The 25,108-nt window shown below is 72.0% G+C and carries 27 protein-coding genes; 14 read left to right on the top strand and 13 right to left on the bottom strand.

Annotation, left to right across the window (positions count from 1 at the left end):
- Positions 1-68: 68 nt before the first annotated feature.
- From G3I78_RS04200 to G3I78_RS04185, 4 genes are all read right to left on the bottom strand, one after another.
- Positions 69-422, bottom strand: coding sequence for a UBP-type zinc finger domain-containing protein (locus G3I78_RS04200; RefSeq protein WP_164421412.1), 354 nt, complete (start codon positions 420-422; stop codon positions 69-71).
- On the bottom strand, positions 419-1,879 hold the full coding sequence (locus G3I78_RS04195; RefSeq protein WP_164421411.1) for an ATP-binding protein: 1,461 nt from the start codon (positions 1,877-1,879) through the stop codon (positions 419-421). Before G3I78_RS04195 ends, G3I78_RS04200 begins: the two co-directional genes overlap by 4 nt.
- Complete coding sequence (locus G3I78_RS04190) at positions 1,876-3,552, bottom strand: FAD-dependent oxidoreductase (RefSeq protein ID WP_164421410.1); 1,677 nt, start codon at positions 3,550-3,552, stop codon at positions 1,876-1,878. The genes G3I78_RS04195 and G3I78_RS04190 overlap by 4 nt, the downstream gene beginning before the upstream one ends.
- Before the next feature lie 118 nt (positions 3,553-3,670).
- Positions 3,671-4,024 carry a VOC family protein gene (locus tag G3I78_RS04185; RefSeq protein ID WP_164421409.1) on the bottom strand — a complete coding sequence of 118 codons (354 nt, stop codon included), beginning with the start codon at positions 4,022-4,024 and terminating at the stop codon, positions 3,671-3,673.
- A 60-nt stretch (positions 4,025-4,084) separates the two neighbouring features.
- Between G3I78_RS04185 and G3I78_RS04180 the strand changes: the two genes are divergently transcribed.
- On the top strand, positions 4,085-4,957 hold the full coding sequence (locus G3I78_RS04180; RefSeq protein WP_164421408.1) for a universal stress protein: 873 nt from the start codon (positions 4,085-4,087) through the stop codon (positions 4,955-4,957).
- A 1-nt stretch (position 4,958) separates the two neighbouring features.
- Here G3I78_RS04180 and G3I78_RS04175 read toward each other — a convergent pair whose 3' ends face one another.
- The 3 genes from G3I78_RS04175 to G3I78_RS04165 form a co-directional block, all read right to left on the bottom strand.
- Positions 4,959-6,194, bottom strand: coding sequence for a DUF4032 domain-containing protein (locus G3I78_RS04175; RefSeq protein ID WP_164421407.1), 1,236 nt, complete (start codon positions 6,192-6,194; stop codon positions 4,959-4,961).
- Positions 6,195-6,234: 40 nt separating this feature from the next.
- Positions 6,235-6,981 (bottom strand): MBL fold metallo-hydrolase, encoded by a 747-nt coding sequence (locus G3I78_RS04170; protein ID WP_164421406.1) that lies wholly within the window; start codon positions 6,979-6,981, stop codon positions 6,235-6,237.
- A gap of 223 nt (positions 6,982-7,204) precedes the next feature.
- Entirely contained in the window at positions 7,205-7,834 is a 630-nt protein-coding gene (locus tag G3I78_RS04165) for an alpha-ketoglutarate-dependent dioxygenase AlkB (protein WP_164421405.1), read from the bottom strand.
- A 115-nt stretch (positions 7,835-7,949) separates the two neighbouring features.
- On the opposite strand from G3I78_RS04165, the gene G3I78_RS04160 reads away from it, so the two are divergent.
- Both G3I78_RS04160 and G3I78_RS04155 read left to right on the top strand, forming a co-directional pair.
- A complete protein-coding gene (locus G3I78_RS04160) occupies positions 7,950-8,576 on the top strand; it encodes a TetR/AcrR family transcriptional regulator (RefSeq protein ID WP_164421404.1) in 627 nt (208 codons plus the stop codon).
- A gap of 17 nt (positions 8,577-8,593) precedes the next feature.
- The gene (locus G3I78_RS04155; RefSeq protein ID WP_164421403.1) at positions 8,594-10,267 is read left to right on the top strand and encodes an FAD-binding dehydrogenase; all 1,674 of its coding nucleotides are present in this window, start codon (positions 8,594-8,596) and stop codon (positions 10,265-10,267) included.
- Between the two features lie 109 nt (positions 10,268-10,376).
- Here the strand turns inward: G3I78_RS04155 and G3I78_RS04150 are convergent, their stop codons facing one another.
- Complete coding sequence (locus G3I78_RS04150; RefSeq protein ID WP_164421402.1) at positions 10,377-10,727, bottom strand: DUF488 family protein; 351 nt, start codon at positions 10,725-10,727, stop codon at positions 10,377-10,379.
- A gap of 140 nt (positions 10,728-10,867) precedes the next feature.
- Here G3I78_RS04150 and G3I78_RS04145 point away from each other — a divergent pair, with 140 nt between their 5' ends.
- Genes G3I78_RS04145 through G3I78_RS04130 form a run of 4 tightly spaced genes read left to right on the top strand, consistent with a single transcriptional unit; the run spans position 10,868 to position 15,569 of the window.
- Positions 10,868-12,253 (top strand): M1 family metallopeptidase, encoded by a 1,386-nt coding sequence (locus G3I78_RS04145; protein ID WP_164421401.1) that lies wholly within the window; start codon positions 10,868-10,870, stop codon positions 12,251-12,253.
- Between the two features lie 41 nt (positions 12,254-12,294).
- Positions 12,295-13,047: a L,D-transpeptidase family protein gene (locus tag G3I78_RS04140; RefSeq protein ID WP_164421400.1), complete on the top strand. Its 753-nt coding sequence runs from the start codon at positions 12,295-12,297 to the stop codon at positions 13,045-13,047.
- 18 nt (positions 13,048-13,065) lie between these two features.
- Positions 13,066-13,767 (top strand): response regulator transcription factor, encoded by a 702-nt coding sequence (locus tag G3I78_RS04135; protein ID WP_343243645.1) that lies wholly within the window; start codon positions 13,066-13,068, stop codon positions 13,765-13,767.
- Positions 13,764-15,569 (top strand): HAMP domain-containing sensor histidine kinase, encoded by a 1,806-nt coding sequence (locus tag G3I78_RS04130; RefSeq protein WP_164421399.1) that lies wholly within the window; start codon positions 13,764-13,766, stop codon positions 15,567-15,569. Before G3I78_RS04135 ends, G3I78_RS04130 begins: the two co-directional genes overlap by 4 nt.
- Positions 15,570-15,598: 29 nt before the next feature.
- On the opposite strand, the gene G3I78_RS04125 is transcribed toward G3I78_RS04130, so the two are convergent.
- Positions 15,599-15,853: a WhiB family transcriptional regulator gene (locus G3I78_RS04125; protein ID WP_164421398.1), complete on the bottom strand. Its 255-nt coding sequence runs from the start codon at positions 15,851-15,853 to the stop codon at positions 15,599-15,601.
- Positions 15,854-15,962: 109 nt separating this feature from the next.
- Entirely contained in the window at positions 15,963-17,183 is a 1,221-nt protein-coding gene (locus tag G3I78_RS04120; RefSeq protein ID WP_164421397.1) for a saccharopine dehydrogenase C-terminal domain-containing protein, read from the bottom strand.
- A 124-nt stretch (positions 17,184-17,307) separates the two neighbouring features.
- Between G3I78_RS04120 and G3I78_RS04115 the strand changes: the two genes are divergently transcribed.
- A complete protein-coding gene (locus tag G3I78_RS04115) occupies positions 17,308-18,030 on the top strand; it encodes a TetR/AcrR family transcriptional regulator (protein ID WP_164421396.1) in 723 nt (240 codons plus the stop codon).
- A 36-nt stretch (positions 18,031-18,066) separates the two neighbouring features.
- Here the strand turns inward: G3I78_RS04115 and G3I78_RS04110 are convergent, their stop codons facing one another.
- The gene (locus tag G3I78_RS04110; RefSeq protein ID WP_164422084.1) at positions 18,067-18,957 is read right to left on the bottom strand and encodes a LysR family transcriptional regulator ArgP; all 891 of its coding nucleotides are present in this window, start codon (positions 18,955-18,957) and stop codon (positions 18,067-18,069) included.
- 69 nt (positions 18,958-19,026) lie between these two features.
- On the opposite strand from G3I78_RS04110, the gene G3I78_RS04105 reads away from it, so the two are divergent.
- Together G3I78_RS04105 and G3I78_RS04100 are read left to right on the top strand one after the other, a co-directional pair.
- A complete protein-coding gene (locus G3I78_RS04105; RefSeq protein WP_164421395.1) occupies positions 19,027-19,644 on the top strand; it encodes a LysE family transporter in 618 nt (205 codons plus the stop codon).
- 110 nt (positions 19,645-19,754) lie between these two features.
- The gene (locus G3I78_RS04100; protein ID WP_164421394.1) at positions 19,755-21,053 is read left to right on the top strand and encodes an MFS transporter; all 1,299 of its coding nucleotides are present in this window, start codon (positions 19,755-19,757) and stop codon (positions 21,051-21,053) included.
- 213 nt (positions 21,054-21,266) lie between these two features.
- On the opposite strand, the gene G3I78_RS04095 is transcribed toward G3I78_RS04100, so the two are convergent.
- Positions 21,267-21,722 (bottom strand): cyclic nucleotide-binding domain-containing protein, encoded by a 456-nt coding sequence (locus G3I78_RS04095; protein ID WP_164421393.1) that lies wholly within the window; start codon positions 21,720-21,722, stop codon positions 21,267-21,269.
- 350 nt (positions 21,723-22,072) lie between these two features.
- Complete coding sequence (locus G3I78_RS04090) at positions 22,073-22,282, bottom strand: hypothetical protein (RefSeq protein ID WP_164421392.1); 210 nt, start codon at positions 22,280-22,282, stop codon at positions 22,073-22,075.
- A 205-nt stretch (positions 22,283-22,487) separates the two neighbouring features.
- Between G3I78_RS04090 and G3I78_RS04085 the strand changes: the two genes are divergently transcribed.
- The 4 genes from G3I78_RS04085 (at position 22,488) to G3I78_RS04070 (ending at position 25,101) form a co-directional block, all read left to right on the top strand.
- A complete protein-coding gene (locus tag G3I78_RS04085; RefSeq protein WP_164421391.1) occupies positions 22,488-22,931 on the top strand; it encodes an ATP-binding protein in 444 nt (147 codons plus the stop codon).
- Positions 22,932-23,130: 199 nt separating this feature from the next.
- Positions 23,131-23,988, top strand: a complete 858-nt coding sequence (locus G3I78_RS04080) for a SigB/SigF/SigG family RNA polymerase sigma factor (protein ID WP_164421390.1) — start codon at positions 23,131-23,133, stop codon at positions 23,986-23,988.
- 21 nt (positions 23,989-24,009) lie between these two features.
- Positions 24,010-24,228 carry a DUF5133 domain-containing protein gene (locus G3I78_RS04075; RefSeq protein WP_164421389.1) on the top strand — a complete coding sequence of 73 codons (219 nt, stop codon included), beginning with the start codon at positions 24,010-24,012 and terminating at the stop codon, positions 24,226-24,228.
- A gap of 39 nt (positions 24,229-24,267) precedes the next feature.
- Positions 24,268-25,101 carry a DUF1206 domain-containing protein gene (locus tag G3I78_RS04070; RefSeq protein ID WP_164421388.1) on the top strand — a complete coding sequence of 278 codons (834 nt, stop codon included), beginning with the start codon at positions 24,268-24,270 and terminating at the stop codon, positions 25,099-25,101.
- The last annotated feature ends 7 nt before the right edge of the window (positions 25,102-25,108 follow it).

Genomic DNA, 25,108 nt, shown 5'->3' with positions numbered 1-25,108 from the left:
GGGGCGCGGGGAACTGCGCGACCGGCCACGAACACTCTGCGGCCGCACCACGACCGTCTGTCCCGGGCTCATCGGCGCAACGTCCGTGCCCAGTCCACCGGCACTCGCCCCTCCGGCCCGGGCGACGGCTGCCCCGAAGGATGGCTCCCCGGCGCGGCCAGCTCCGGCCCCGCCTCGAACATCTCACTCGTCTCGAAGTTCCAGAACCACTCCTCACCCGGCTCGAAACTCTGCACCAGCGGATGCCCAGCATCCCGGAAGTGCCCCGTGGCGTGCTGACCGGGGGAGGAGTCGCAGCACCCCACGTGCCCGCACTGCGCGCACCGCCGCAGATGGAACCACCAGCCGCCCACCGCGTCGCACTCCACGCACCCGTCCCCGCTCGGCGGCACGCTCGGGTCGATCCCCTTGACGTCGGTCATTCCGGCTCCTCGGTCGTGTCGTTGTCGTCGACGGCGGTCAGCGGAAGCAGTACCTGGAAGCGCGTGTCGCCCGGCGAGGACTCCACCTGGAGCGTGCCGTGGTGCTTGTTGACCACGATCCGCCAGGAGATGTCGAGCCCGAGGCCGGTCCCCTCACCCACCGGCTTGGTGGTGAAGAAGGGATCGAAGATCCGCCCGCGGATGTCCGCCGGCACCCCGGGCCCGGTGTCCCGGAACTCCACCAGCAGCCGGTCGTGGTCGAGCGCGGTCCGGACCGTCAACGTGCCTTCCCCGCCCGTGCTGTTGATGGCGTGCACCGCGTTGTCGATCAGGTTCGTCCACACCTGGTTGAGCTCGGCGGGGTAGGCCGGCACCCGCGGCAGGGTCCGGTCGTACTCCTTGACGACCTTGATCTGCTGCCCGATCTTCCCGGAGAGCATCAGCAGTGTGCTGTCGAGGAGTTCGTGCACATCGGCCACCTGGTAGGGCGCCCGGTCCAGCTGCGAGTACTGCTTGGCCGCGTCGACCAGGTGGGAGATCCGCGCCGTGGAGTCGTTGATCTCGTCCATCAACAGCTCGGTCTCGACGGTGTAGTTGAGCCAGCCGATCGCGTTCGGGAGGATCTCCTCGTCCACGGCCGCCGCGACCTGGTCCAGCCAGTCGGCGTCGAGGCCAGCCTGCACGAAGGTGGGCGCGATCCGCCAGCCGTCCTGGATGCCGTGGTCGTCGAGCCAGTCGCTCAGGGCGTCCTCCCGGTCGGAGGCCTCCAGCGGGCTCAACACCGGCGCCTTGGCGACCCGTTCGGCCGTGCGCTCCTGGATGTCGATGAGGTTGGCCATGTCCTCCGGGGTGTAGGAGCCCTGGGCGATGATGCCGAGCTTGTGCCGCATCTTGCCGACGCGCTCCCGCAGGGTGGCCGTTGCCCGCACGGCCGCCGCGGCCGGGTTGTTGAGCTCGTGCGTGAGCCCGGCCGACAACGAGCCAAGCGCCAGCAGCCGTTCACGCTGCCCGATGGCCCGCTGGGTGTTCTTCGACCCGAAGAAGAGGCCCTCCAGCAGATGGACCGCCATCGGGAACCACTCCTGCATGAAGTCCGAGAACGTCTCCGCGGGCAGCACGAAGAACCGCGAAGGCTCCGTCACCCGCATGGAGTTGTTGTAGATCTGCCGCACCCGGTCGCCCAGGTACGCCTGCATGGACCCCGAGTACACCCCGCGCTGCGAGGTGCGGCTCACCTCCACGTCGTCCCCGCCGACCCGGCGGGAGAGCACCACCGTGCCCTCGATCATCACGTAGAAGCAGGTGGCGGCCTCGCCCTCGGTGTACACCGGACCGGGCTCGAACCGCTCCACCCGGCCCGCGGCGCACAACTGCCCCAGCTGCTCGGAGGAGAGCTTCTCGAACAGGAACAGCGACCCGATCTCCGTGGGGCTGCACGGCATCAGCTGCCCGCTCACGACTGCTCCAGATACCGGTGGACGAGCATCACGGCCATGGCTCCCTCTCCGACGGCGGACGCGACCCGCTTCGCGGACTCGGCGCGCGCGTCCCCGGCGACGAACACGCCGGGGATGTTGGTCTCCAGGTGGTACGGCGGCCGGTCCAGCTCCCACTCCGCCGGCGGCCGTCCGTCGGCGGTGAGGTCGGGCCCGGCCAGGATGAACCCGTGCTCGTCCCGCAGCACCGTGCCGTCCAGCCAGCCGGTCAGCGGGGCCGCCCCGATGAACACGAACATCCACTGCGCGTCGACGAGTTCGGTCTCCCCGGTGTCGACGTCGCGCAGGGTGAGCTGCTCCAGGTGGTCGGTGCCGTGCGCGGACTCGACGACGGTGCGCGCGCGGACCGAGATGTTCGGGGCCTCCTCGATCTGCTGGATCAGGTAGTACGACATCGACGCGGCGAGGTCGGCACCACGCACCAGCAGGGTCACCGACTTGGCGCCCCGGGACAGGTACATCGCCGCCTGCCCGGCGGAGTTGGCGCCGCCGACGATGTAGATGTCCTGGCCCTGGCAGGACGCGGCCTCCGTGAGCGCCGAGCCGTAGTAGACCCCGCAGCCGGTCAGGTCGTTGCAGCCCGGCGCCTCCAGCTGCCGGTACGACACACCGGTCGCGAGGATCACGGAGTGCGCGGCGACCGCCGACCCGTCCGAGAACCGCACGGTACGGGCCGCCCCGTTGACCTCCAGACCCGACACCTCGCGGGCCGTGAGGATCTCCGCGCCGAACTTCGCCGCCTGGCGCCGGGCCCGGTCGGTGAGCTGGCCACCGGACACGCCGTCCGGGAAGCCCAGGTAGTTCTCGATCCGCGAACTCTGCCCGGCCTGCCCGCCAGTCGCCGACCGCTCCACCAGCACCGTCCGCAGGCCCTCCGAGGCCCCGTACACCGCGGCACCGAGCCCGGCGGGCCCGCCGCCGATGACGACCAGGTCGTAGAAGTCGGCCGTGGGTGTCGTCGCCAGCCCCACGTGCGCGGCGAGTTCGGGCACATCCGGCTCGACGAGCGCCGTACCGTCCGCCGTGATCACCACCGGCAGCCGCTGCCCGTCCTGCCCCGCGGCCGCGAGCAGCCGCTGTCCCTCCGGCTCGTCGGTGGAGTACCAGCGGTACGGCACCTGGTTGCGGGCCAGGAACTCCCTCACGTCCGAAGAGCGCGCCGACCAGCGGTGCCCGATCACCTTGGTGGCGGGCACCGGCCGGTGGTCGCTGCACCGCCACGCCTCCAGGAGGTCGTCCAGGACCGGGTAGAGCTTCTCCTCGGGCGGGTCCCAGGGCTTGAGGAGGTAGTGGTCGAGGTCGACGACGTTGATGGCGTCGATCGCCGCATTGGTGTCCGCGTACGCCGTCAGCAGCACGCGGCGCGCCCCGGGATACACGTCCAGGGCCTGTTCGAGGAACTCGATGCCGTTCATCTGCGGCATGCGGTAGTCGGCCAGGATCACCGCCACGAGGTCGCCGCGCAGCTTCAGCTCCCGCAGCGCCTCCAGCGCGGACTCCCCGGACTCCGCGCGCACGATCCGGTACGACTCGCCGTAGCGCCGCCGCAGATCGCGGGCGACGGCACGGGAGACTCCCGGGTCGTCGTCCACGGTCAGGATGACGGTCCGCGCCGATTCGGCGGCCTGTGCCATACGTCTCCCACCCCGAGCGATCGGTCGGGGCACGGTGTCCCCGTCGTCACCGGCCCGGTCCCGCCCATCGTATGTTCGATCGGCCCGCCGCGCGCAGGTACGCCTGACCCCGTCGGGGTCAGGCTCGCCGCTCACCCAGCACGCAGAACTCGTTGCCCTCCGGATCCACCAGGACCACCCACGGCTGCTCGCCCTGCCCGACGTCGGCACGGCGGGCTCCCAGGGCCAGGAGGCGGGCGACCTCGGCCTCCTGGTTGTTGGGCCGGAAGTCGAGATGGAGCCGGTTCTTGACGCTCTTCGCCTCCGGCACCGGTGCGAACAGCAGCCCCGGCAGCCGGTCCCTCTCCGGACGGATCTCGAACTCGTCCGGGGCGTCCCCGACCACCACCCAGCCCAGCGCCCGGGCCCACCAGCGCCCCAGGGCCACGGGATCGGCCGAGTCCACGACGACTTGTTCCCATTCCAAGGCCATACGGGCAGCGTAGTGAAGACTGGGCAGGACGCACGTCGCCGCGAACAGGGAGGCCACCGCATGACCCGCCCGATCACCGCAGGGATCGACGGAACCGAGGAGAGCCTCGCCGCACTGGGCTGGGCCGCCCGGGAGGCGGTCCGGCGGGGAGTGTCGCTGAGGGTGGTGCAGGCGTGGCGGTTCCAGCCGTACGAGGGGATCGACGCGGGGGACCACGACACCCAGGCCGACTGGGTGCGGGACGCCCTCGCCGAGGCCGTACGGGCCGTCACCGCGCGCCATCCGGGCCTGGACGTGTCCTCCGACATCCTGGAGGGCGGCAGCGTGGACGTCCTGGTCGCCGCGGCGGCCGACGCCGAGCTGCTGGTCCTCGGCTCACGCGGGTACGGGCCGGTCGTCGGCTTCCTGCTCGGGTCCGTCGGACAGCAGGTGATCGTCGAGGCGGCCCGGCCCGTCGTTCTGGTGCGCGCCGGCGACCAGGTCGCGGCCGAGGCCGCGGGGCGCGAGATCGTCGTCGGCCAGGAGGGCGAGCCCGACGACAGCGCCGACACCCTGCGGTTCGCCTTCGAGACGGCGGCGGCCCGGGGCGCGACCGTGCGGGCCGTCCGCGCCTGGACCCTGCCGCCGGTGTTCGCCTACAGCCCCGGCTCGATGAAGCTGCTCGACGAGGCCGGGGGACTGGTGCCGTACGAGAAGAAGGCCCTGGCCGCCGCGCTGGAGCCGTGGCGGGAGCGGTTCCCCGACGTGCCGGTGGTCGAGCACGTGGAGATGGGCAGCGCCGGACAGGTGCTCCTGTCGGTGGCGGGGCGGGCCCAGCTGATGGTCGTCGGCCGCCGGGCCCGCCGTACCGCCGTGGGCGCCCGGATCGGGTCGGTGGCCTACGGCGTCCTGCACCACGCCGACTGCCCGGTCGCCGTGGTGCCGCACGCCTGAGTCAGTCCGCCACCGTGGGTTCGAGGGTCTCGCGCGCCTTGGGCAGGATGTTCTCGATGTAGTCCTTGACCGCGGTGTCGATCCCGATGTCGTGCTGCGCCCGCTCCGACAGGTACCAGCGGTGCTCCAGGAGCTGGTGGTAGATCTCGGCCGGGTCCATCGACCCGCGCAGTTCCAGCGGTACGGCCCGCACGGTCGGCCGGAACACGTCCCGCACCCAGCGGTGCGCGAGAACCTCGGGGCGGGCGCCGAGCGGGTCGCCCGGGGCGTAGTCGTCCTGGGTGGCCATCCAGCTCTCCAGGTCGTTCAGCAGCCGCCGGGCCTGGTTCTCCTCGGTGTCCAGGCCCGTCAGGCGCAGCAGCTGGCGCTGGTGGTGGCCCGCGTCCACGACCTTCGGCACGAAGGTGACCGTGTCGCCGTTCGGAGCGTGCTCGATCTGCATCTCGGCCACGTCGAAGCCGAGGTCGTTGAGCCGCCGGATCCGGCGCTCGATGAAGTGGTACTTGCCCGCCGGGTAGACGGATCTGCGGGTCAGCTCGTCCCACAGGCCGCCGTAGCGGGCGCAGATCTCCATGCCGAACTCGATCGGGTCCACGGAGGGGTGCAGCGCCCCCGACGCCTCCAGGTCGAGGAGTTCACCGCTGATGTTCACACGGGCCAGGTCGAGGTCGTAGTCCCGCTGCCCCGGGCTGAGCTGCGCGTGCAGGTCGCCGGTCTCGGCGTCCACCAGATAGGCGGCGTAGGCGCCCGCGTCCCGGCGGAACAGGGTGTTGGACAGGGAGCAGTCGCCCCAGGCGAACCCGGCCAGGTGCAGCCGGACCAGGAGCACGGCCAGCGCGTCCATGAGGCGGTGCATGGTGGCGGGCCGCATGGTCGTCTCGAACATCGAGCGGTACGGCATCGAGCCGCCCAGGTGCCGGGTCACCAGCACCGACTCCAGCGGGGCGTCCTCGGCGTCGGTGCGCCCGGTGACCACGGCCAGCGGGTCGACCGCGGGGATGAAGAGCCGGTCCAGGTCGCGCAGCAGTTCGTACTCGCGCAGCGCCGGGCGCTCGGCCAGCTCCTTGACCGCGATGACCTCGTCGCCGGCCCGGGCGTAGCGCACCACGTGCCGGGATATGCCGCGCGGCAGCGGGACCAGGACCTCCTCCGGCCACTCCTCCAGCGGCAGATGCCACGGCAGTTCGAGCAGGAGCGCGGGATGCTCCGGGTTCGTCGCGCTGATCTGCAGTGCCATGGTGCGGTGTCCTTGTCCGGCCGGTGATCGTCACCTCACCTTAGAGCGCGCGGTCCCTGGCCTGAAGTGCCGATTCACGGACTGGACCGCGGTGGACCGGACCGTGCCCGGGAAGCAGGACGTCACCCTCCAGTTCCGCGAACACCGTCAGCGAGGCCACGGCCCGGGCGCGCTCGTGGTGGAACATGTCGGGCAGCAGCTGGGGACCCTTGATCCGCGAGGTGGGATGTCCACTCACCAGGCCGTCGCCCGAGATCACCACCCCGCGCTCGGGCAGGTGGAAGGCGCAGTGCCCGTCGGTGTGCCCCGGTGTGTGCACGGGCACCGGGCGGCCCGGCAGGTCGAGCGCGCCCTCGGCCGGGAACGGCTGCGGGGACGCGACCGGCACATGGGCCGTGCCGCCCGAGCGGATCGCGTGCACCGCCCACGGCAGCACACCGGGCCGCCAGCCGTTCTTGACGACCGTGCCGACGGATACCTGGTGCAGGAACTCCCGCCGGGCGTGCGGCACTTCGGCCTCGTGCAGGTACACCGGGGCGCCGTAGGTGCCGCGCAGGTACTCGGCGGACCCCAGGTGGTCGTTGTGGGCGTGGGTGATGAGGACGGCCGTCACGGCCTCCGGTGAGCTGCCGACCTCGGCGAGGGAGGCGAGCACCTGCTCCCGGTCCCCCGGGTAGCCGGTGTCGATCAGCGTGGCGGAGTCCCCCTCGGTCAGGATCACCCAGTTGGTGTTGCTGCCGTGCACCAGATAGGTGCCGTCCGCCACTTGCTGCACGCCCGCGCTCATGATCGCCCCGCCCACTGAGTACCTGCTCGACGGCACACAGCAAAGCAGACGCTCAGTCGATCCGGAGCGGCGGGTACCGGTCTTCCCACGCTCAACTGCCCCTGGGTCACCGCTTTCCACGCCCCGGCGTCCTGCGCGCCCGCCCCGCGCCCGACGAGGCTGCCTCCGGCACCGTCCGCCGGAGGCAGCCCCCGCGCGCGGCAGAGGCAGCCGCCTCTCCGCCTCACCGCACGCCGTGCGGGCGGAACTGAATGCTGATCCGCGGTCCCGTCGCGCGCGTGCTCTTCGGTACGGCGTGCTCCCAGGTGCGCTGGCAGGAGCCGCCCATGACGATCAGATCGCCGTGGCCCAGCGGGCGGCGCACCGTCCGCGAGGTGCCGCGCAGCGGACGCAGCAGCAGATCGCGCGGCGCGCCCACCGACAGGATCGCGACCATCGTGTCCTCCCGGGCGCCTCTCCCGGTCCGGTCGCCGTGCCAGGCCACACTGTCCCGCCCGTCGCGGTAGTGGCACAGCCCGGCCGTGGTGAACGGCTCGCCCAGCTCGGCTGCGTAGTGCGCGGTGAGCGCCGCGCGTGCCTCCTGGAGCACCGGATGCGGCAGCTCGTCGCCGGCGCCGTAGAAGGCGAGCAGGCGCGGAACGTCGACGACGTGGTCGTACATCTGGCGGCGCTCCGCGCGCCACGGCACCTCGGCGGCCAGCTGTTCGAACAGTGTGTCGGAACCGCCGAGCCATCCGGGCAGCACGTCGATCCAGGCGCCGAGGCCGAGCACGGTACGGCGGATCCCGTCGAGGGGGCCGAGCCGGAGCTGGTCGGTCTGGTCGAAGAGGGAGCCCTGGAAGTGCGCGGTCATGGGTCCAGCGTACCCCTTATTCGAAAATATGTTCCCATTGAAATCGTGGACGTGTTCGACTCTTTCGATACATCGCTGTATCGGATACATTCCTGTATCGAGCGGAGGACCCGAGATGGCGATCGAGGAAACGACCAGGCGCGTGACCAGGCGCCGGGTCCGTACGCGTGCCAATCTCCTGGACGCCGCCTTCGCGGTCTTCGCCGCCAAGGGGTTCGGGCGGGTGTCGATCGAGGAGGTCTGCGAGGCGGCCGGGTACAGCCGGGGTGCCTTCTACTCGAACTTCGGCAGCCTGGACGAGCTGTTCTTCGCCCTGTACCAGCAGCGCGCCGACCTCATCGCGGACCAGGTCGCCGGGGCCCTGGCCCTCGACGGGCCGGGGCTCGACGTACCGGACGCCGTCGACCGGGTCACCGAGGTGCTGCTCCTCGACCGGGACTGGCTCCTGGTGAAGACCGACTTCCTGGTGCACGCCGCCCGTGCGCCCGAGGTCGCCCGGACCCTGCTCGAACACCGGGCACGGCTCAGGCGGGCGATCGCCGACCGGCTGGCATGCGCGCGTGGGCACACCGAACTGCCCGCCGCGCTGGTCGACGTCGAGGGCGCCGCCCACGCCGTGGTCGCCGCCTACGACGGAGTCACCGTCCAACTGCTGCTCGACGGAGACGTGGAGCGGGCCCGCGTCTGGCTCAAGCAACTGCTCACCGCGCTGCTCACCGACGGCAGCGACACCACCGTATGAGGGAAGGGACGGTCGCCATGGATGCCGACGTCATCGTCGTCGGAGCGGGGCTCGCGGGCCTGGTCGCCGCGCACGAGCTCACCAGCCGCGGCAAGAGGGTCGCGCTGGTCGACCAGGAGAACGCCGCCAACCTCGGCGGCCAGGCCTTCTGGTCCTTCGGCGGGCTCTTCCTCGTCGACTCCCCGGAACAGCGCCGCCTCGGCATCAAGGACTCCTTCGAGCTCGCCTGGAGCGACTGGCAGGGCAGCGCGAAGTTCGACCGGGTCGACGACGAGGACTCCTGGGCGGTGCGCTGGGCGCGCGCCTATGTCGAGTTCGCGGCGGGGGAGAAGCGGTCCTGGCTGGAGGGGCACGGCATCAAGTTCCTGCCCACCGTCGGCTGGGCCGAGCGCGGCGACCTCACCGCCCACGGCCACGGCAACTCCGTGCCCCGCTTCCATGTCGCCTGGGGCACCGGTACCGGTGTCGTCGAGCCGTTCGTCGGCTACGCCAAGCAGGCCGCCCGGGACGGACTGCTGACCTTCTACCACCGCCACCAGGTGGACGAGCTCGTCGTCGAGGAGGGCACCGCGCGGGGCGTGCGCGGGACCGTGCTCGCCGAGGACGACTCCGCGCGCGGAGTCGCCTCCAGCCGCGAGAGCGTGGGCGACTTCGAACTCACCGCCCAGGCCGTCGTCGTCACCACCGGCGGCATCGGCGCCAACCACGACATCGTCCGCCGCTACTGGCCCGAACGGCTCGGCAACCCGCCCGCCGAGATGGTCACCGGCGTACCCGCCTACGTCGACGGCCGCATGCTCGACATCAGCGCCGAGGCCGGTGTCCGGCTGGTCAACCGCGACCGCATGTGGCACTACACCGAGGGCATCCAGAACTGGGACTCCATCTGGCCGGGCCACGGCATCCGCATCCTGCCCGGTCCGTCCTCGATGTGGTTCGACGCGCTGGGCCGCCGGCTGCCCGAGCCGTGCCTGCCCGGCTACGACACCCTCAGCACCCTCAAGCACCTGCGCACCACCGAGGACATCGCGGAGCACGACCACTCCTGGTTCATCCTCACCCAGAAGATCATCGAGAAGGAGTTCGCGCTCTCCGGCTCCGAGCAGAACCCCGACATCACCGCCAAGGACCGCGCGGGCTTCCTCAAGGAGCGCATCCTCGGCAAGGGCGCTCCCGGACCGGTCGACGCGTTCCTGCGCAAGGGCGCGGACTTCGTGACCGCCCCCAACCTGGAGCAGCTGGTCGAGAAGATGAACGGCCTCACCGACAAGGCGCTCCTGGACGCCGCCTCGATCCGCCGCCAGATCGAGGCCCGCGACCTCCAGATCGCCAACTCCTACAGCAAGGACGCCCAGGTGCAGGGCATCCGCAACGCCCGCCGCTACATCGGCGACCGCCTCGGCCGGGTCGCCACCCCGCACCGCATCCTCGACCCCGCCGCGGGCCCCCTGATCGGCGTCAAGCTGCACATCCTGACCCGCAAGACCCTCGGCGGCATCCAGACCGACCTCGACTCCCGCGCCCTCGGCACCGACGGCAAGCCCCTGGCGGGCCTGTACGCGGCGGGCGAGGTCGCCGGGTTCGGCGGCGGCGGTGTCCACGGCTACAACGCCCTGGAGGGCACCTTCCTCGGCGGCTGCCTCTTCTCGGGGCGCGCGGCGGGGCGGGCGGCGGCCAAGCAGGTCGGCTGAGCGGGTCTCCTACGACCCCACCGTCCTACGACCCCACCGTCCTACGGCCCCACCCGTGCTACGACCCCACCCGTGCTACGACCCCACCCGTGCTACGACCCCACCCGTGCTACGACCCCAACAGCCGTACCAGCACGGTGGCGTGGCTCTGCTCCGGCGTCTTCGACGCGGTCAGCAGGGTCACGTCGCCCGCGTTCGCCAGCTCCCGGACCCGGTCGAGGGCCCCGGCCGCCTCGGGATCGGCCAGCTCCGCCTCGTAGCGCCCGGCGAACTCCTCGTAGGAGCCCTCGCCCGCGTGGTACCAGCGGCGCAGCTCGGTGGACGGGGTGAGCGCCTTCGGCCACTCGTCCACCCGGGCCGCGTCCTTCGACAGGCCACGCGGCCACAGCCGGTCGACCAGGACGCGTACGCCGTCCGCGGGCTCGGGAGGTTCGTAGACGCGGCGGACGCGGACGCTCACGGGGGGCCTCTCGACGAAGGGGCGGTGCGTGGGGAGCGTACTGCTGGGCGCGATGCGACTTGACCGGATCGAGGGCGAGTTGCGGGGGAGGCCGCCTTTAGTGTGAAGCCGTTGCCAGCCCCCCACCCGTAGGAGCGCACGTGCCGAAGGCCGTCAGACGCACTTTCGTCCTCGCCACCACCCCCGTCGCCCTCGTGGCGCTGCTCGGGGCAGCGGCACCCCCGTCGACGGGCTCGTCGGGAGCGGGCGACCCCTACTTCCCGCTCGCCGGGAACGGCGGCTACCACGTCGGCCACTACGACCTGACACTCCGTTACGACACCGGCAGCGGCCACCTCGACGGCAAGGCGGTCCTCACCGCCCGCGCCACCCAGCGACTCAGCCGCTTCGACCTGGACTTCCACGGACTGACCGTCACCGGACTGACGGTGGGCCGCACCAAGGCCGACTTCCGGCGCGCCGGACAGGAACTGGTCGTCACCCCGAAGCGCGCCCTGCGCAAGGGGGAACGGTTCACCGTCACCGTCACCTACCAGGGCAAGCCCGCCCCCGTCACCGACCCCGACGGCTCGCTCGACGGCTGGATCCCCACCGACGACGGCGCGTTCGTCGCCGGGGAGCCCCAGGGCGCGATGACCTGGTTCCCGGCGAACAACCACCCCACCGACAAGTCGTCGTACGACTTCACGATCACCGTCCCCCAGGGGCGCACCGCGGTCGCCAACGGCGTCCTGCGCTCCCAGCGGACCGCGCACGGGAAGACCACGTTCCGCTGGCACCAGAGCGAGCCCATGGCCGCCTACCTGGCCACCGCGACCGTCGGGAAGTTCAAGGTGGAGCAGTTCACCACCAGGGACGGCCTGCGCGTCTACAACGCCGTCGACCCGCGCGAGGCCGCCGCCGCGGCACCCGTCCTCAAGAAGCTGCCGTCCGTCCTGGAGTGGGAGAGCAGGCTCTTCGGGCCCTACCCGTTCCGCGCCGCGGGCTCGATCGTGGACCACGCCCCGAACGTGGGCTACGCGCTGGAGACCCAGACCCGGCCGGTCTACGACCGGGCACCCGACCTGAGCACCCTCGTCCACGAGAGCGCCCACCAGTGGTTCGGCGACTCCGTCTCGCTGACCTCCTGGAAGGACATCTGGCTCAACGAGGGCTTCGCGACCTACGCCGAGTGGCTCTACGCCGAACAGCACGGCGGCGACAGCGCGCAGAAGGCCTTCGACGACCTGTACGCCCGCCCGGCGAGCGACGGCCTGTGGGAGTTCCCGCCCGGTGACCCCGGCAGCGGCGCCAACATCTTCGGCACCCCCGTCTACGCCCGCGGCGCCATGACCCTCCAGGTCCTGCGCACGACCGTCGGCGACCGGGCCTTCCTGCGGATCCTGCGCGCCTGGGCGGCCGGACACCGGGACGGTCACGGCACCACCGCGCAGTTCGAACGACTGGCGGAACAGGTCTCGGGGAAGAAGCTGGACGACTTGTTCCGGACCTGGCTCTACACCCCGGGCAAACCGAACAGGCCCTAGAACCTGACGAGTTCCAAACAAGTGTCGGTCAAGGTCGACCCATGATCACACGCAGAACCCACGTGGCCCTGCTCGCCGCATCCGTGCTCCTCACCGGATGCGGCGGCGGTGCCGTGGCCAGCACGCGGAGCGCGCCGGAGCCCGCCGCGGAGCCCACCCCCGCCCGGGAGGGCGCCCCCGCTCCGGAGGTCTCCATCGAGGTCGCCCCCCAGCAGATCCCCGGCCTCGGCCCGAAGACCTGGGCACAGGTGCCGGCCGACGCCCGGCAGGCCGTCGTGGTCACCGGCCGGGGCCGCGACTCCTCGGACTCGACCGTCGTCCTGTACCGGCGCACCGACGCCGGCTGGCGGTCCGGCGCGAGCTGGCCCGCGCACAACGCCCTCAAGGGCTGGACCGACCACCACCTGGCCGGAGACCTGCACTCACCGATCGGCGTCTACGACCTGACGGACGCCGGCGGACTGCTGAAGGACCCCGGTTCGAAGCTGCCCTACGACCGGTCCGCCAGCTTCACCGCGCCCGGCACCGGCTTCGAGGGCGAGCCGCTGGCCGGCTCCTTCGACTACGTGATCGCCATCAACTACAACCGGCAGCCGGGCACCTCGCCCCTCGACTGGACCCGCCCCATGGGCGCGGGCCGCGGCGGCGGGATATGGCTCCACGTCGACCACGGCGGACCCACGCACGGCTGTGTCAGCATCGCCGAGGAGCACATGAAGGAGTTGCTGCGCACCCTCGACCCGGACCTGCACCCCGTCGTCGTCATGGGCGACGCCAAGTCCCTGCGACGCTGACCGCTTAGGATCCGCCGGGTGTGCGCACATGTGCTGGTCGCCGAGGACGACGTGATGCAGGCCGAACTCATACGGCGGTCCCTGCTCGCGGAGGGACACACCGCGACCGTGGTCCACGACGGCCGGGCCGCCCTGGACGCGGCTCGACGGCTCGCCCCCGACCTCGTCGTCCTGGACCTCATGCTGCCGGTGATCGACGGCTTCGGGGTGTGCCGGGTGCTGCGCCGCGACGAGGACATCCCCGTCGTGATGCTCACCGCGCGGTCCGAGGAGGAGGACGTCCTGCTCGGACTCGAACTGGGCGCCGACGACTACATGACCAAGCCCTACAGCCCGCGCGAGCTGATGGCCCGCATCCGCACCGTCCTCAGACGCAGCGGCCGGGACGCCGACCCCGGCCGGCGCGAGGACCCCGTCGTACGGGCCGGCGGTCTCGCGATCGATCCCGTGCGGCACGAGGTGCACTGCGAGGGAACCATGGTGGAGTGCACACCGGCCGAGTTCGAGATCCTGCTGGCCATGGCCGCCGAGCCGGAACGGGTCTTCTCCCGGCGGCAGTTGCTGGAGGTCACCCGGGGCACCGACCGGGCCTCCACCGAACGGGCCGTGGACGTGCACATCATGAACCTGCGCCGCAAGATCGAGGCCGACCCGCGCCGCCCGGCACGGCTGGTGACCGTGTTCGGCGTGGGCTACAAGCTCAGCGGCGGCCGTGGATGAGCCCCCGGATACCCCTGCACAAGCGGCTCCTGGTCCGCCTGCTGATCACCTCCGGCCTGATCGCCGTGTGCTCGGTGGCCGCGACCGCCTGGCTGGCCGTGGCCACCACCACCCAGGCCCTGCGCGAGGAACAGGGACAGGCGCTCGCCGACGACATGGACGTCCTCGCCGAGCTGAGCGGCTACGCGGCGACCCACCCCGACTGGTCCGGCGCGGCGGCAACCGTGCGGAAACTGTCCGCGCAGACCGGCCGGCGCATCGCCCTGACCACCTCGGACCGCCGGGTCATCGCCGACTCCGCGCCGCGCGGCACCTCCCTGCCGCCGAGCGCGGCCGCCGCCGTCGACCCGCTGCACACCGACACCTACAGCGAGCGCGGCGCCCAGATCCCCGGCATCGACCCGCGCGCGGTGGGCCCGTACCGGCTCACCGACGGGGAACGCGTCGAGGTCGACGACCTGGCCCGCACACGACAGCTCTGCTTCTCCCAGCACGGTCTGCGGACCAGCCTGCGCCGCGCCCCGAGCGGCCGGATGTACCTCGTCGACCCGGACAGCGGCACCACGCCCGACTACGTGCCCGACGCCTGCGCCGACGGACGGCTCAACACACCGACCGCGATGGAGGCGAAGGCGTCGAAGGCGCTCATGACGCTCGCCCGCGGCTGCCTCACCAAGGCCGGGCTGAGCCCCGCGTACGCGGGCCTGCTGAGCGTCGGACTCGGCGGGACGGACACGCGCGAGCCCCTGACGGGCAAGCTCGGCGACAAGGAGGCCCGCCTGGCCCAGCCCTGTCTCGACCAGGCCCGCCGCACCCAGCTCGACCCGTACGTGGCACCGGCCGCCGAACTCTTCCTCGGCACCGGGGACACCCCCGCCGTGCTGTTCGACATGTCACCGGCCAACAAGGCCAAGGTCATCGGCACCGCCGGGCTCGTGCTCGCCGTCACCGTCGCCGCGACCGCGCTGGTCGCCACCCGGCTGGTCCGGCCGCTGCGCGCGCTCACCGCGGCGGCCCAGCAGCCGCCCGAACTCCATGTGCGCGTCCCCGTGACCACCCGGGACGAGACCGGCATCCTCGCCGCCGCCTTCAACGACCTCACCGAACGCCGGGAGCGCCTGGAGGCCCAGCGCAAGGCGATGGTCAGCGACATCGCCCACGAACTGCGCACCCCGCTCACCAACATCCGCGGCTGGCTGGAGGTCACCCGGGACGGCGTCGTCGACCCCGACCCCGCCCTGCTGGCCTCCCTGCACGAGGAGTCCCTCGTCCTCCAGCGCGTCATCGACGACCTCCAGGACCTCGCGGCCGCCGACGCCGGCACCCTGCGCCTGCACCGGGAGCCGCTGCGCTGCGACGAACTCGTCCAGCAGGTCGCCGCGGCCCACCGCGTGGGCGCCGCCACGGCCGGGGTCGAGCTGCGCACCGACATTGAGGGCGAGCCGTGGCTGGACGCCGACCCGGTCCGGATGCGGCAGGCGCTCGGCAACCTGGTCTCCAACGCTGTACGCCACACCCCGCCCGGCGGCACGGTCACCCTGTCCGCGCGCCGCGACGGCGACCACGTCGTCCTGGACGTCGCCGACACCGGCTCCGGCATCGGGCCCGACGACCTGCCGCACGTCTTCGACCGGTTCTGGCGCGCCGAGAAGTCCCGCAGCCGCCGTACCGGAGGCTCGGGACTCGGCCTGCCCATCGTCCGCCACCTGGTCGCCGCGCACGGCGGAACGGCCGGGGCGGCGAGCGAACCCGGCAGCGGGAGCGTGTTCACGCTGCGGCTGCCGAGTGGCGCGCCGCCGTAGCCGTACGTCCGGATCGGTCCGTACGACCGTCAGCCGGCCCTTCTCCGGGCGGCCGCCGTGCGCCGCGCGAGCGCACGGCGTTCCGTCTCGCTGGTGCCGCCCCAGACGCCGATGCCCTGCCCGGTGTCCAGAGCCCACCGCAGACACTGCTCCTGGACGGGACAGCGCCGGCAGACGGACTTGGCCTGCTCCGTCTGTACGAGTGCGGGGCCGGTGGTGCCGATCGGGAAGAAGAGGTCGGGGTCCTCACGGCGGCACGCGGCATGGGTGCGCCAGTTGTCCATCAAAGTCACCTGCGATCGAGTCGTACGTGCCCTCGTTGGATGCCTTACACGTTTTCGGGTCACCTGTCGATGCGCGGTGAAACAACCGGGTCCCGTGGGACGCGTCCGGTCACTGCTCGCGGATGCCCCAGGGGGAGCCGTATGCGGTGAGCAGGTCCAGGAAGGGGCGGGCCGGGAAGGCCTCCGGGCCGAGGACGCCGGTGCCCGACCAGGCGCCGCCGGCGAGGAGTTCGAGGGCGACGACCGGGTTCACGGCGGTCTGCCACACCACGGCCTGGCTGCCGTACTCCGCCATGGACCACTGGTTGTCGACCACGTGGTAGAGGTACACCTCGCGCGGCGAACCGTCCTTGACGCCCTTCACCCAGGTGCCCGCGCAGGTCTTGCCGTGCATCCGCTCGCCCAGCGTCGCCGGGTCGGGCAGACACGCGGCCACGACGTCCCGGGGCGAGACCGCGACCGGCCCGGCGGCGCTCGGCACGGTCACCGGCTCGGTGCGGTCCAGACCGAGCAGGTGCAGCGTCTTGAGCGTCTCGATGAACTCGCCGCCCAGGCCGTACTTGAAGGTGACCCGGCGGGCCCCGACCCAGCGGGGCACGAGCAGTACCTCCTCGTGCTCCACGTTCACGCACTCGACCGGGCCGATGCCCTCGGGGAAGTCGAAGACCTCGGGCTCGCTGAAGGGCTCCGTGGTGAACCAGCCGCGGCCCTGCTCGTAGACCACGGGAGGGTTCAGGCACTCCTCGATGGTGGTCCAGATGCTGAAGGAGGGCGCGAAGTCGTAGCCGTCCACCGTCAGGTTCGCGCCGTCGCGGACACCGATCTCCTCGATCTCGTCGAACAGTTCGTCGGCGGCGTACCGCGCGAAGACGTCCGACAGGCCCGGCTCCACCCCCATGCCGACGAGCGCCAGCACGCCCTCCTTCGCCCACTCCTCCGCCTGCGCGAACTGGTCGTCGCCGAGCTTGACCCCGCACTCCTCGTACGGCCGCTCGGGATGCGGACGGGACAGGGACATCGCCATGTCGACATAGGTCGCCCCGGCGGCGCGCGCGGCCCGGAACAGGGGCATCACGAAGCGCGGGTCGGTGGCGTTCAGGAGGACGTCACAGGCGTGCCGCTCCAGCAGCGCGGTCACCGCCGACTCGTCGCTCGCGTCCACGCGCTCGGCGGTGAACCGGCCGGCCAGGTCGCCGAGCGCGGCCACCGCGGCCTCGGCGCGGGCGGGGTCGTAGTCGGCGACGACCATCGCCTCGAAGAACGGCCGCCGGGCGGCGATCCGGGTGATGGAGGTACCGACGCCTCCGGCGCCCACGAGCAGTACACGCATGACAAACACTCCCCAACAAGGTCGAAGGTCGCAGATGTACGGGGGCCCTGGCGCAGATACAACGCCGTGCGCTCGCTTAAGGTCAATGGCGTTGGCATAAGGAGCGAGCGGGAGGGAGACCGTCGTGCCGAAGCCCGTGATCCCCGAGGAGAGGCGCCGCCGGCGCAGGCCCACCAAGAGCGGCACCGTGCTCTCCGAGGCGCTGATCGTCGAGACCGCCCTGCGCATGCTCCGCGAACACGGCAGCACCGGCCTCACCGCCCGCCGACTGGGCCTCGCCCTGGACGCCGACCCGAGCACCCTCTACCGCTACTTCCGCGGCATGGACGACCTGACCCTGGCCATCGGAGACGCGCTGATCGGCCAGGCGCTGGCGGGCTGGGAGCCGACGGGGGAGTGGCGGCGGGACCTGCGCGAGGTGGGTCTGCGCATCCACGCCGCGTATGTCGCCCACCCGCAGGCCGCGCTCCTGACGACCAGCAGGGTCACCGGCCGGGCGAACGAACTGGCCGCGGACGAGGCGGTCCTGGACATCCTGCGCACGGCGGGCCTGCCGCTCGCGGAGACGGTCCGCGTCTACCACGCCTTCATCGACCAGACGCTGGCCTTCGCGGCCCTGGACGCGGCGTCGCTGGCGCTGCCGAGCGAGGCACTGGGCGAGGACGAGGCGAGATGGCGCTCGACGTACGCCCAAGTGCCCGTGGAGCGATACCCGAGGATCGCCGAGGCGGCACCCCTCCTGGCCACCCGGATGGTGACCAGCGCCTTCCCGACGGCCCTGGAGATGCTCCTGGACAGTGTCGGGAAACGGATGGACGGCGCTCGTCGGGAGCACGGGGCCGTGTGACGGGTGGCCGTATGAGGGGTGGCCGTGTGACGGGTCCTATCGGAGCGATTCCGAGGCCGCTTCCGCCACCGCCGACGCCACCGCGGCCAACGCGGGCGAATCCAGCTTCCACTGCTGCCAGTACAACGGAACGTCGATCGGCTGATCCGGCGCCAACGAGATCAGTCCACCGGCACGCAGCAACTCCCCGGCCTGCACCTCCGGCACCATCCCCCACCCGAGGCCCAGCGCGACCGACTCCACGAACCCCTCGGACGTCGGCACCGCGTGCCGCAGCCGACTCGCCCCACCCCGCCCCAGCTTCCGGAGGAACCCGTCCTGGATGTCGTCACTGCGGTCGAACGTCATCACCGGAGCCTCGGCGAGCCCGTCTGCGAGCGGCCCCCAGAGATACCGCGAGACGAACTCCGGGCTGGCGGCCGCCAGATACCGCATCCGCCCCAGCGGCCGTACGGAACACCCCGCCACCGCCTCCGCCGAGGACGTCACCGCGGCCATCACCGCCCCCTCCCGCAGCAACTCCGCCGTGCGCGTCTCGTCCTCCCGCCGCAGCTCGAAGGAGAGTCGCTCCCGCCGGGGAACCCGAGTCAACGCGCTGAGGAACCAGGTGGCGAGCGAGTCCGCGTTCACCGCGACCGAGACCCGGGTCACCTCCCCCTCGCCCGGCAGCCCCAGCTCGGCGAGCGCGTCCCGCTCCAGGCGGGCCAGCTGCCGGGCGAACCGCAGCACCACCTCGCCCGACTCGGTCGCCCGCACCGGCTTGGTGCGCACCAGCAGCACCCGCCCCGTGCGCTGCTCCAGGGCCTTGACCCGCTGACTCACCGCCGACGGCGTCACATGCAGGGCCGCGGCGGCGGCATCGAAGGTGCCCTCGTCGACAACCGCGAGCAGCGTCCGCACCTGATCCAGAGGAAGCTCGGTCATCATCACGACAACTAATGATACGTAAGAATCTTTAGCTGTACGTTCAGTGATCGTCTCCGTACCGTCGAAGCCATGCCCGCTTCTCTGTCCGCCGCTGCCGCCGGTTTCGGCACCGGTCTCTCGCTCATCGTCGCCATCGGCGCCCAGAACGCCTTCGTCCTGCGCCAGGGGATCCGCCGTGACGCGGTCCTCGCCGTGGTCGGCATCTGCGCCCTGTCCGACGCCCTGCTCATCGCCCTCGGTGTCGGCGGCGTCGGCGCCGTCGTGGTCGCCTGGCCCGGCGCGCTGACCCTGGTCGGCTGGATCGGCGGCGGGTTCCTGCTCTGCTACGGCGTCCTCGCCGCCCGCCGGGTCTTCCGGCCGGGGGAGTCAGGGCTGCGGACCGACGGGGACGTGGCCGGTTCCCGGAAGCGGGCCGTGCTGACCTGCCTCGCGATGACCTGGCTGAACCCGCACGTCTACCTCGACACCGTGTTCCTGCTCGGCTCCGTCGCCGCCGACCGCGGCCCACTGCGCTGGACCTTCGGCCTCGGCGCCGTGCTCGCGAGCCTGTGCTGGTTCACCGCCCTCGGCTTCGGGGCCCGGCTGCTCAGCCGCGTCCTGGCCGGGCCGACCGCCTGGCGGATCCTCGACGGCCTGGTCGCCGCCATGATGATCGCCCTCGGGGCCGCGCTCGTGGCCGGAGCGTGAAGTCTCGGCCCGCGTGTTCCACAAGCTGAGACACCGCGTCCCGAACTCCCGGACGGTGCTGCGATAGTGAACCCTGGACCCGTTAGATGTAACGAGCAACCAGGAAGCGCGTGGACACCGGCGAGAGCAGCACCGAACCCAAGAGCCCGGCCGCCGAACAGGCACCGCCGCCCCGGCGCGGATTGCGCCGCTGGGCCATGGACACCCGCCCGCTGCGCATCCCGGCCTACCGCCGCCTGTGGAGCTCGACCATCGTCACGGCCGTCGGCAGCCAGCTCACCGCCGTTGCCGTGCCGAAGCAGATCTACGACATCACCGGCTCCTCGGCCTGGGTCGGCGCCGCGAGCTTGGCGGGCCTGCTGCCGCTCATCGTGTTCGCCCTGTGGGGCGGCGCGGTCGCCGACACCATGGACCGCCGCAAGCTGCTGCTGATCACCAACACCGGCATCGCCGTCACCTCGGTGCTGTTCTGGCTCCAGGCCGTCACCGGGCTCGACTCGGTGGCGGCCCTGATGGTCCTGCTCGCGGTGCAGCAGGCGTTCTGGGGCCTCAACGCCCCTGCCCGCAACGCCTCCATCGCCCGTCTGGTCCCCGGGGAACAACTGCCCGCGGCCAACGCCCTCGGCTCCACCGTCATGCAGACCGGCCAGGTCGTGGGGCCGCTGCTGGCGGGTGCCCTGATCCCGCTGATCGGCCTGCCGGAGCTGTACCTCATCGACGCCCTGGCGCTGTGCGTCACCGTGTGGGCCGTCCACCGGCTCCCCTCCCTGCCGCCGCTCGCTTCGACGGTCGCGCGCCGGGCGGGGGTGCGCGAGATCGCCGAGGGCTTCCGGTACATCTCCGCGCACAAGGTGCTGCTGCTGTCGTTCCTCGCGGACATCATCGCCATGGTCTTCGGCATGCCCCGGGCCCTGTTCCCGCAGCTCGCCTCCCAGACCTACGCCCCCTACGGCGAGGGCTTCGCCCTGGGCCTGCTCTTCGCCGCCATCCCGATCGGCGCCGTCGTCGGCGGGCTGTTCTCCGGCGCCTTCTCCCGGGCCCGCCGACACGGCTGGATGGTGATCGGCGCGGTCGTGGCATGGGGCGTGGCCATCACCGGGTTCGGACTGAGCGGCAGCCTGTGGCTCGCCGTGGTGTTCCTCGCCGTGGCCGGGGTCGCCGACATGGTCTCCATGGTGTTCCGCGGCGCGATCCTGCTCTCCGCCGCGACCGACGAGATGCGCGGCCGGATGCAGGGCGTCTTCACGGTCGTGGTCGCGGGCGGCCCGCGCCTCGCCGACGTCCTGCACGGCACCGCCGGCTCGGTCTTCGGCGCACGCACCGCGGTCGCCGGCGGTGGCCTCCTGGTCGTCGCCGTGATGCTGGGCCTGGCCTTCGCGGTACCGGCGCTGCGCCGCTACCGCGTCTGAAGGCCGGGGTCTGTCGTCTGGATCAGGCCGGCTGTGAGGAGCGGTGCGTCCTGGCGGACCCGAGCGGGGTCTGGTGCGGGTGGCTGCGAGGCGGATGAGGTCGGCGCGGACCGTCGGCGAGTGACGACAAACCGCTGGGTCCCCCGTGCCTTTAAGGCTGCGAAGGAGTGCGTGCCAGCCCCCGCGACGCCGGACCGATCCAAACGACAGACCCTAGAGACCGCTCCGGCGATGTGACCCGTACTGCTCCATGAGCTTGCCCCGGGTCGTCTCCAGCCGGTGGGCGAGGATCTCGGCCACGCTGCGGACGAGGATCATCCCGAGCTGCCGGTCCTCCTCGCACAGCCGCAGCACCGCCGCCGCCTCGAACTCGTAGGCCCGCACCGGGCTGAAGGCCTCCGCGCCGAAGTCCCACCGGTACGGCGGGAACAGCCAGGACCAGCCGAGCAGGTCGCCCGAGGCGAGACCGGCGACGGTGACCCGCTGGTGGGTGGTCACCTGCTGGGTCAGGGAGACCGAGCCGGAGCGGATGACCCAGAAGCGGTCGGCGGTGCCGTCGGCCTCGAAGATGCGGAAGTCCTCGGGGAAGGAGACCTCCTCGGCGAGCGTCATCAAACTCTGGCGCTGCGGCTGCGGAAGTGCGGTCAGCAGTTTTATCGCTTTGGTCATGACGCGGGGCTCCTCGCCGGCGATGGTTCCGGTGTTGTGCCTACGCCCATTTCAGCGGTAGCCGACGCGTGGGGCACCTCGGAGGAGGTGAGGATCTGTCCACGGCATGTAAAAGCCCTGGCTGGACGGGGGAGGCCAGCCAGGGCAGTCAGAGGTGGATTTGGGGGAGGTGTGTCGACCCCGTCACCACGTATGGATGAACCGTAAACCATCCATGGCGATTTCGCGCAATCCGATCCGGGGTGCGTGACCGGTTTCACTCGTTGGGCGTGCTTACCACCCTGATCGTCCCCAACTCCGCGTCGACCGGATCCGGGAGGCCGTGGACCGCCCCGGCCGGGATCGACCGGTCAGCGGGTGCCCGGCCGCACCACCTCGTCCAGCACCCTGACCACCGCCTCGTAGGCCAGCGTGCGGATGACTGCGTCCTGGGCGGCGTCCGGATCGGCGGGCCGCAGTTCCGCGCTCCGCGCCCGCCAGGACTGTTCCTCCTGCGCGGCACAGTCCCGGGCGCGCCGGATTCGGCGCAGCAGTTCGTCTGAGTCCACGACATCCGTCATGGGGTCCGCCTACCCCGGGAAGGCGATCGAATGGCCACGCAACCTGCCCGGAACGGGGAGGTTTGACCGGGCGAGGATCGGTCAGCCGACAAAGAGAGGCCCACGGAAGAGCGCACCATACGCCGCGGTCACCGTGGGCCGGGCCGGGCCCGGCTTCTGCAGCACCTGTCAGAACGCAGTCGATCCATCGATCAGGAGCCACGTCATGTGCGACGAGCACAGGACCGAAGCCGCCCCCGAATCCTCTGTCATGGACCGGCGCGCGCGGCCGCGGCCCTACCGGCCGGCCGAGGCACGCCGCGCGGTCGAGCGAGCTGTGTCCGAACGCTGCCGCGCCACGCACACCCCGTGCGACGCGCAGGCGCTCTCGGACGCGCTGCTCGTCGCCTCCGAACTCGCCACCAACGCCATCCTGCACGGCGGCGGCATCACCGACTTCCACGTCGACGTGGAGGGCCGGGGCGTACGCGTCTCGGTGAGTGACCGCAGCTCCGCGCTGCCGGTCGCCAAGGTTCCCGTCGATCCGCAGGGCCGGTGGCGGCCCGGCGGGCACGGCTGGCCGATCGTGTGCCGGCTGGCCCGTGACGTCCAGGTGACCGGCCTGCCGTCGGGTGGCAAGCGCATCACCGCCCTGGTGCCGCTGAGCTGAACCGACACCGCTGGGGAAACCGCCGAAACGGAGTTTCCGCAGCGGAGTTTGGGCCCCGTGCAGCAGGGCAGACGCAGTTTCGTGCTTCGGACCGGAGGCGCGCCAGCGGGAGCCGTACGGCAGCTGGGCCTCCTTCGGCGGTCCGGTGACGTACGCCCCGCGGTCAGTCCCTGAACCCGTTCTTCAGGAGCGAATCCGCATGCTCACCGACACGTCGACCAGCCGTCCCGCCACTCCGGGCCGTTCCGCCGCCAACCGGCGGCGGCACGACGACGCCCCCGACACCATGGCCCTCTTCGCCCGCCTCAGCGGGCTGCGCGAGGGCCCCGAGCGAGACGCCCTGCGCGACGAACTCGTCACCGCCTGGCTGCCCATGGCCCACCGCATCGCGGGACGCTTCCGCGACCGGGGGGAGTCCATCGAGGACCTGCGCCAGGTCGCCGCCCTCGGACTGGTCAAGGCCATCGACCGGTTCGAACCGGAGCGGGGCGCCTTCGAGAGCTACGCCGTGCCCACCATCACCGGTGAGGTCAAGCGGCACTTCCGCGACCGCATGTGGGCCCTGCGGGTGCCCCGCCGGGTGCAGGAGCTGCGCAACAAGGTGCGGGTGGCCCGCCGGGAACTCACCCAGAACCCCGGCTCCGCCGAACCGTCGCCCGCCGACCTCGCCGCCCACACCGGCCTGACCGAGGACGAGGTCACCACCGGGCTGGAGGCGCTGGAGAGCTTCAGCACCCTGTCCCTGGACGCCGAGCTCTCGGCAGGGGACGACGGCTACAGCCTCGCCGACACCCTCGGCGCCCCCGACGCGTCGTACGACGTCGTGGTCGACCGCGAGTCCGCCAAGGAGGGGCTGCGCCGGCTGCCCGAACGCGAACGGGCCATCCTCTACATGCGCTTCTTCGAGGACATGACCCAGAGTCACATCGCCGACCAGCTCGGCATCTCGCAGATGCACGTCTCCCGGCTCATCAGCCGCAGCTGCGCGCGCGTGCGCGACGAGGCGCTGGCCGACCGGGCGCGGCGGCATTCCGCCGACGGACCGTCGGCGGCCTGAGCGACGAGGAGTGAGCGAGCCATGCTGATACCCGACCCCGTGTTCCTGCGCCGCCTCGTCGAGGCGTACGAGGCCCTGCGGGCCGAGGAGTCCGCCACGGCGGCCGAACCGAGCCCCCGGGCCAGGGACCTCGCCTACACGCTCTGTGTGTCGACCGGCACACGGGACGTGCGGCTGGCCCTGGAGACCGCCCACCGTCTGCTCGCGGCCATGCCCGCACACGCCCGTGTGGCCGACTGACCGCCCGATGCCCGGGCGACCGGACCCCAGGAGGCCGATGTGAACACGAGCTCCATGGCACAGACCGGCCGGATCGAGGCCAGGCGCGCGGCACGCGGTTCCGTCACCGAGGGGGCCGCCCGCGCGGGCCTCGCCGCCCGCGGCGTGATCTACCTGCTCGTCGGTGTGCTGGCGCTTCAGGTCGCCTTCGGTGACGGCAAGCGCCAGGCCGACCGCGGCGGTGCCCTCGCCGCCCTCTCCGACAAGCCCTTCGGCTCCGTCGTCCTGTGGGCCCTGGGCATCGGGCTCGTCGGCATGGCCGTGTGGCGGCTCTCCGAGGCCCTGTTCGGCTCGGCCGGAGCCGACGGCCGCAAGCCCCACAAACGCCTGCTGGCGGCGGTCCGCTGCGTCTTCTACGCGTTCGTCGCCTACTCCGTGCTGTCCTTCGCCGTCGGCTCCGGCGGCGGGGGGTCGAGCGACAAGCAGTCCCAGGACATCACCGCCCGGGCCCTCGGAGTGCCCGCCGGACAGTGGCTCGTCGGCGCGGCCGGCGCCGGCGTCGCGGTGGCCGGGGTGTGGATCGCCGTACAGGCGGTGCGCCGGTCCTTCCACGACGAGCTCAAGCTCGCCGAGATGGGGCGGCGCGTCAGGAGGCTGGTCGACGTGACCGGGGTCGGCGGCGGAGCGGCGCGCGGAGTGGTGTTCGCCGCGGCGGGCGCCTTCGCCGTACGGGCCGCCGTCGACTACGAGCCCAAGAAGGCCAAGGGCCTCGACGACACCCTCCGCTCGTTCGCCGACACCCCGCTCGGACCGTGGCTGCTGGTCTGTGTGGCCGCCGGGCTCGTGCTGTTCGGGATGTTCTCGTTCGCGATGGCCCGCTGGCGGCGGGTCTGAGCGGCGA

Source organism: Streptomyces sp. SID13726 (assembly GCF_010548375.1).
Lineage (GTDB): Bacteria > Actinomycetota > Actinomycetes > Streptomycetales > Streptomycetaceae > Streptomyces.
The sequence above is the reverse complement of the archived record's forward strand: the minus strand, read 5'-3'. Positions and strand labels throughout refer to the sequence as shown.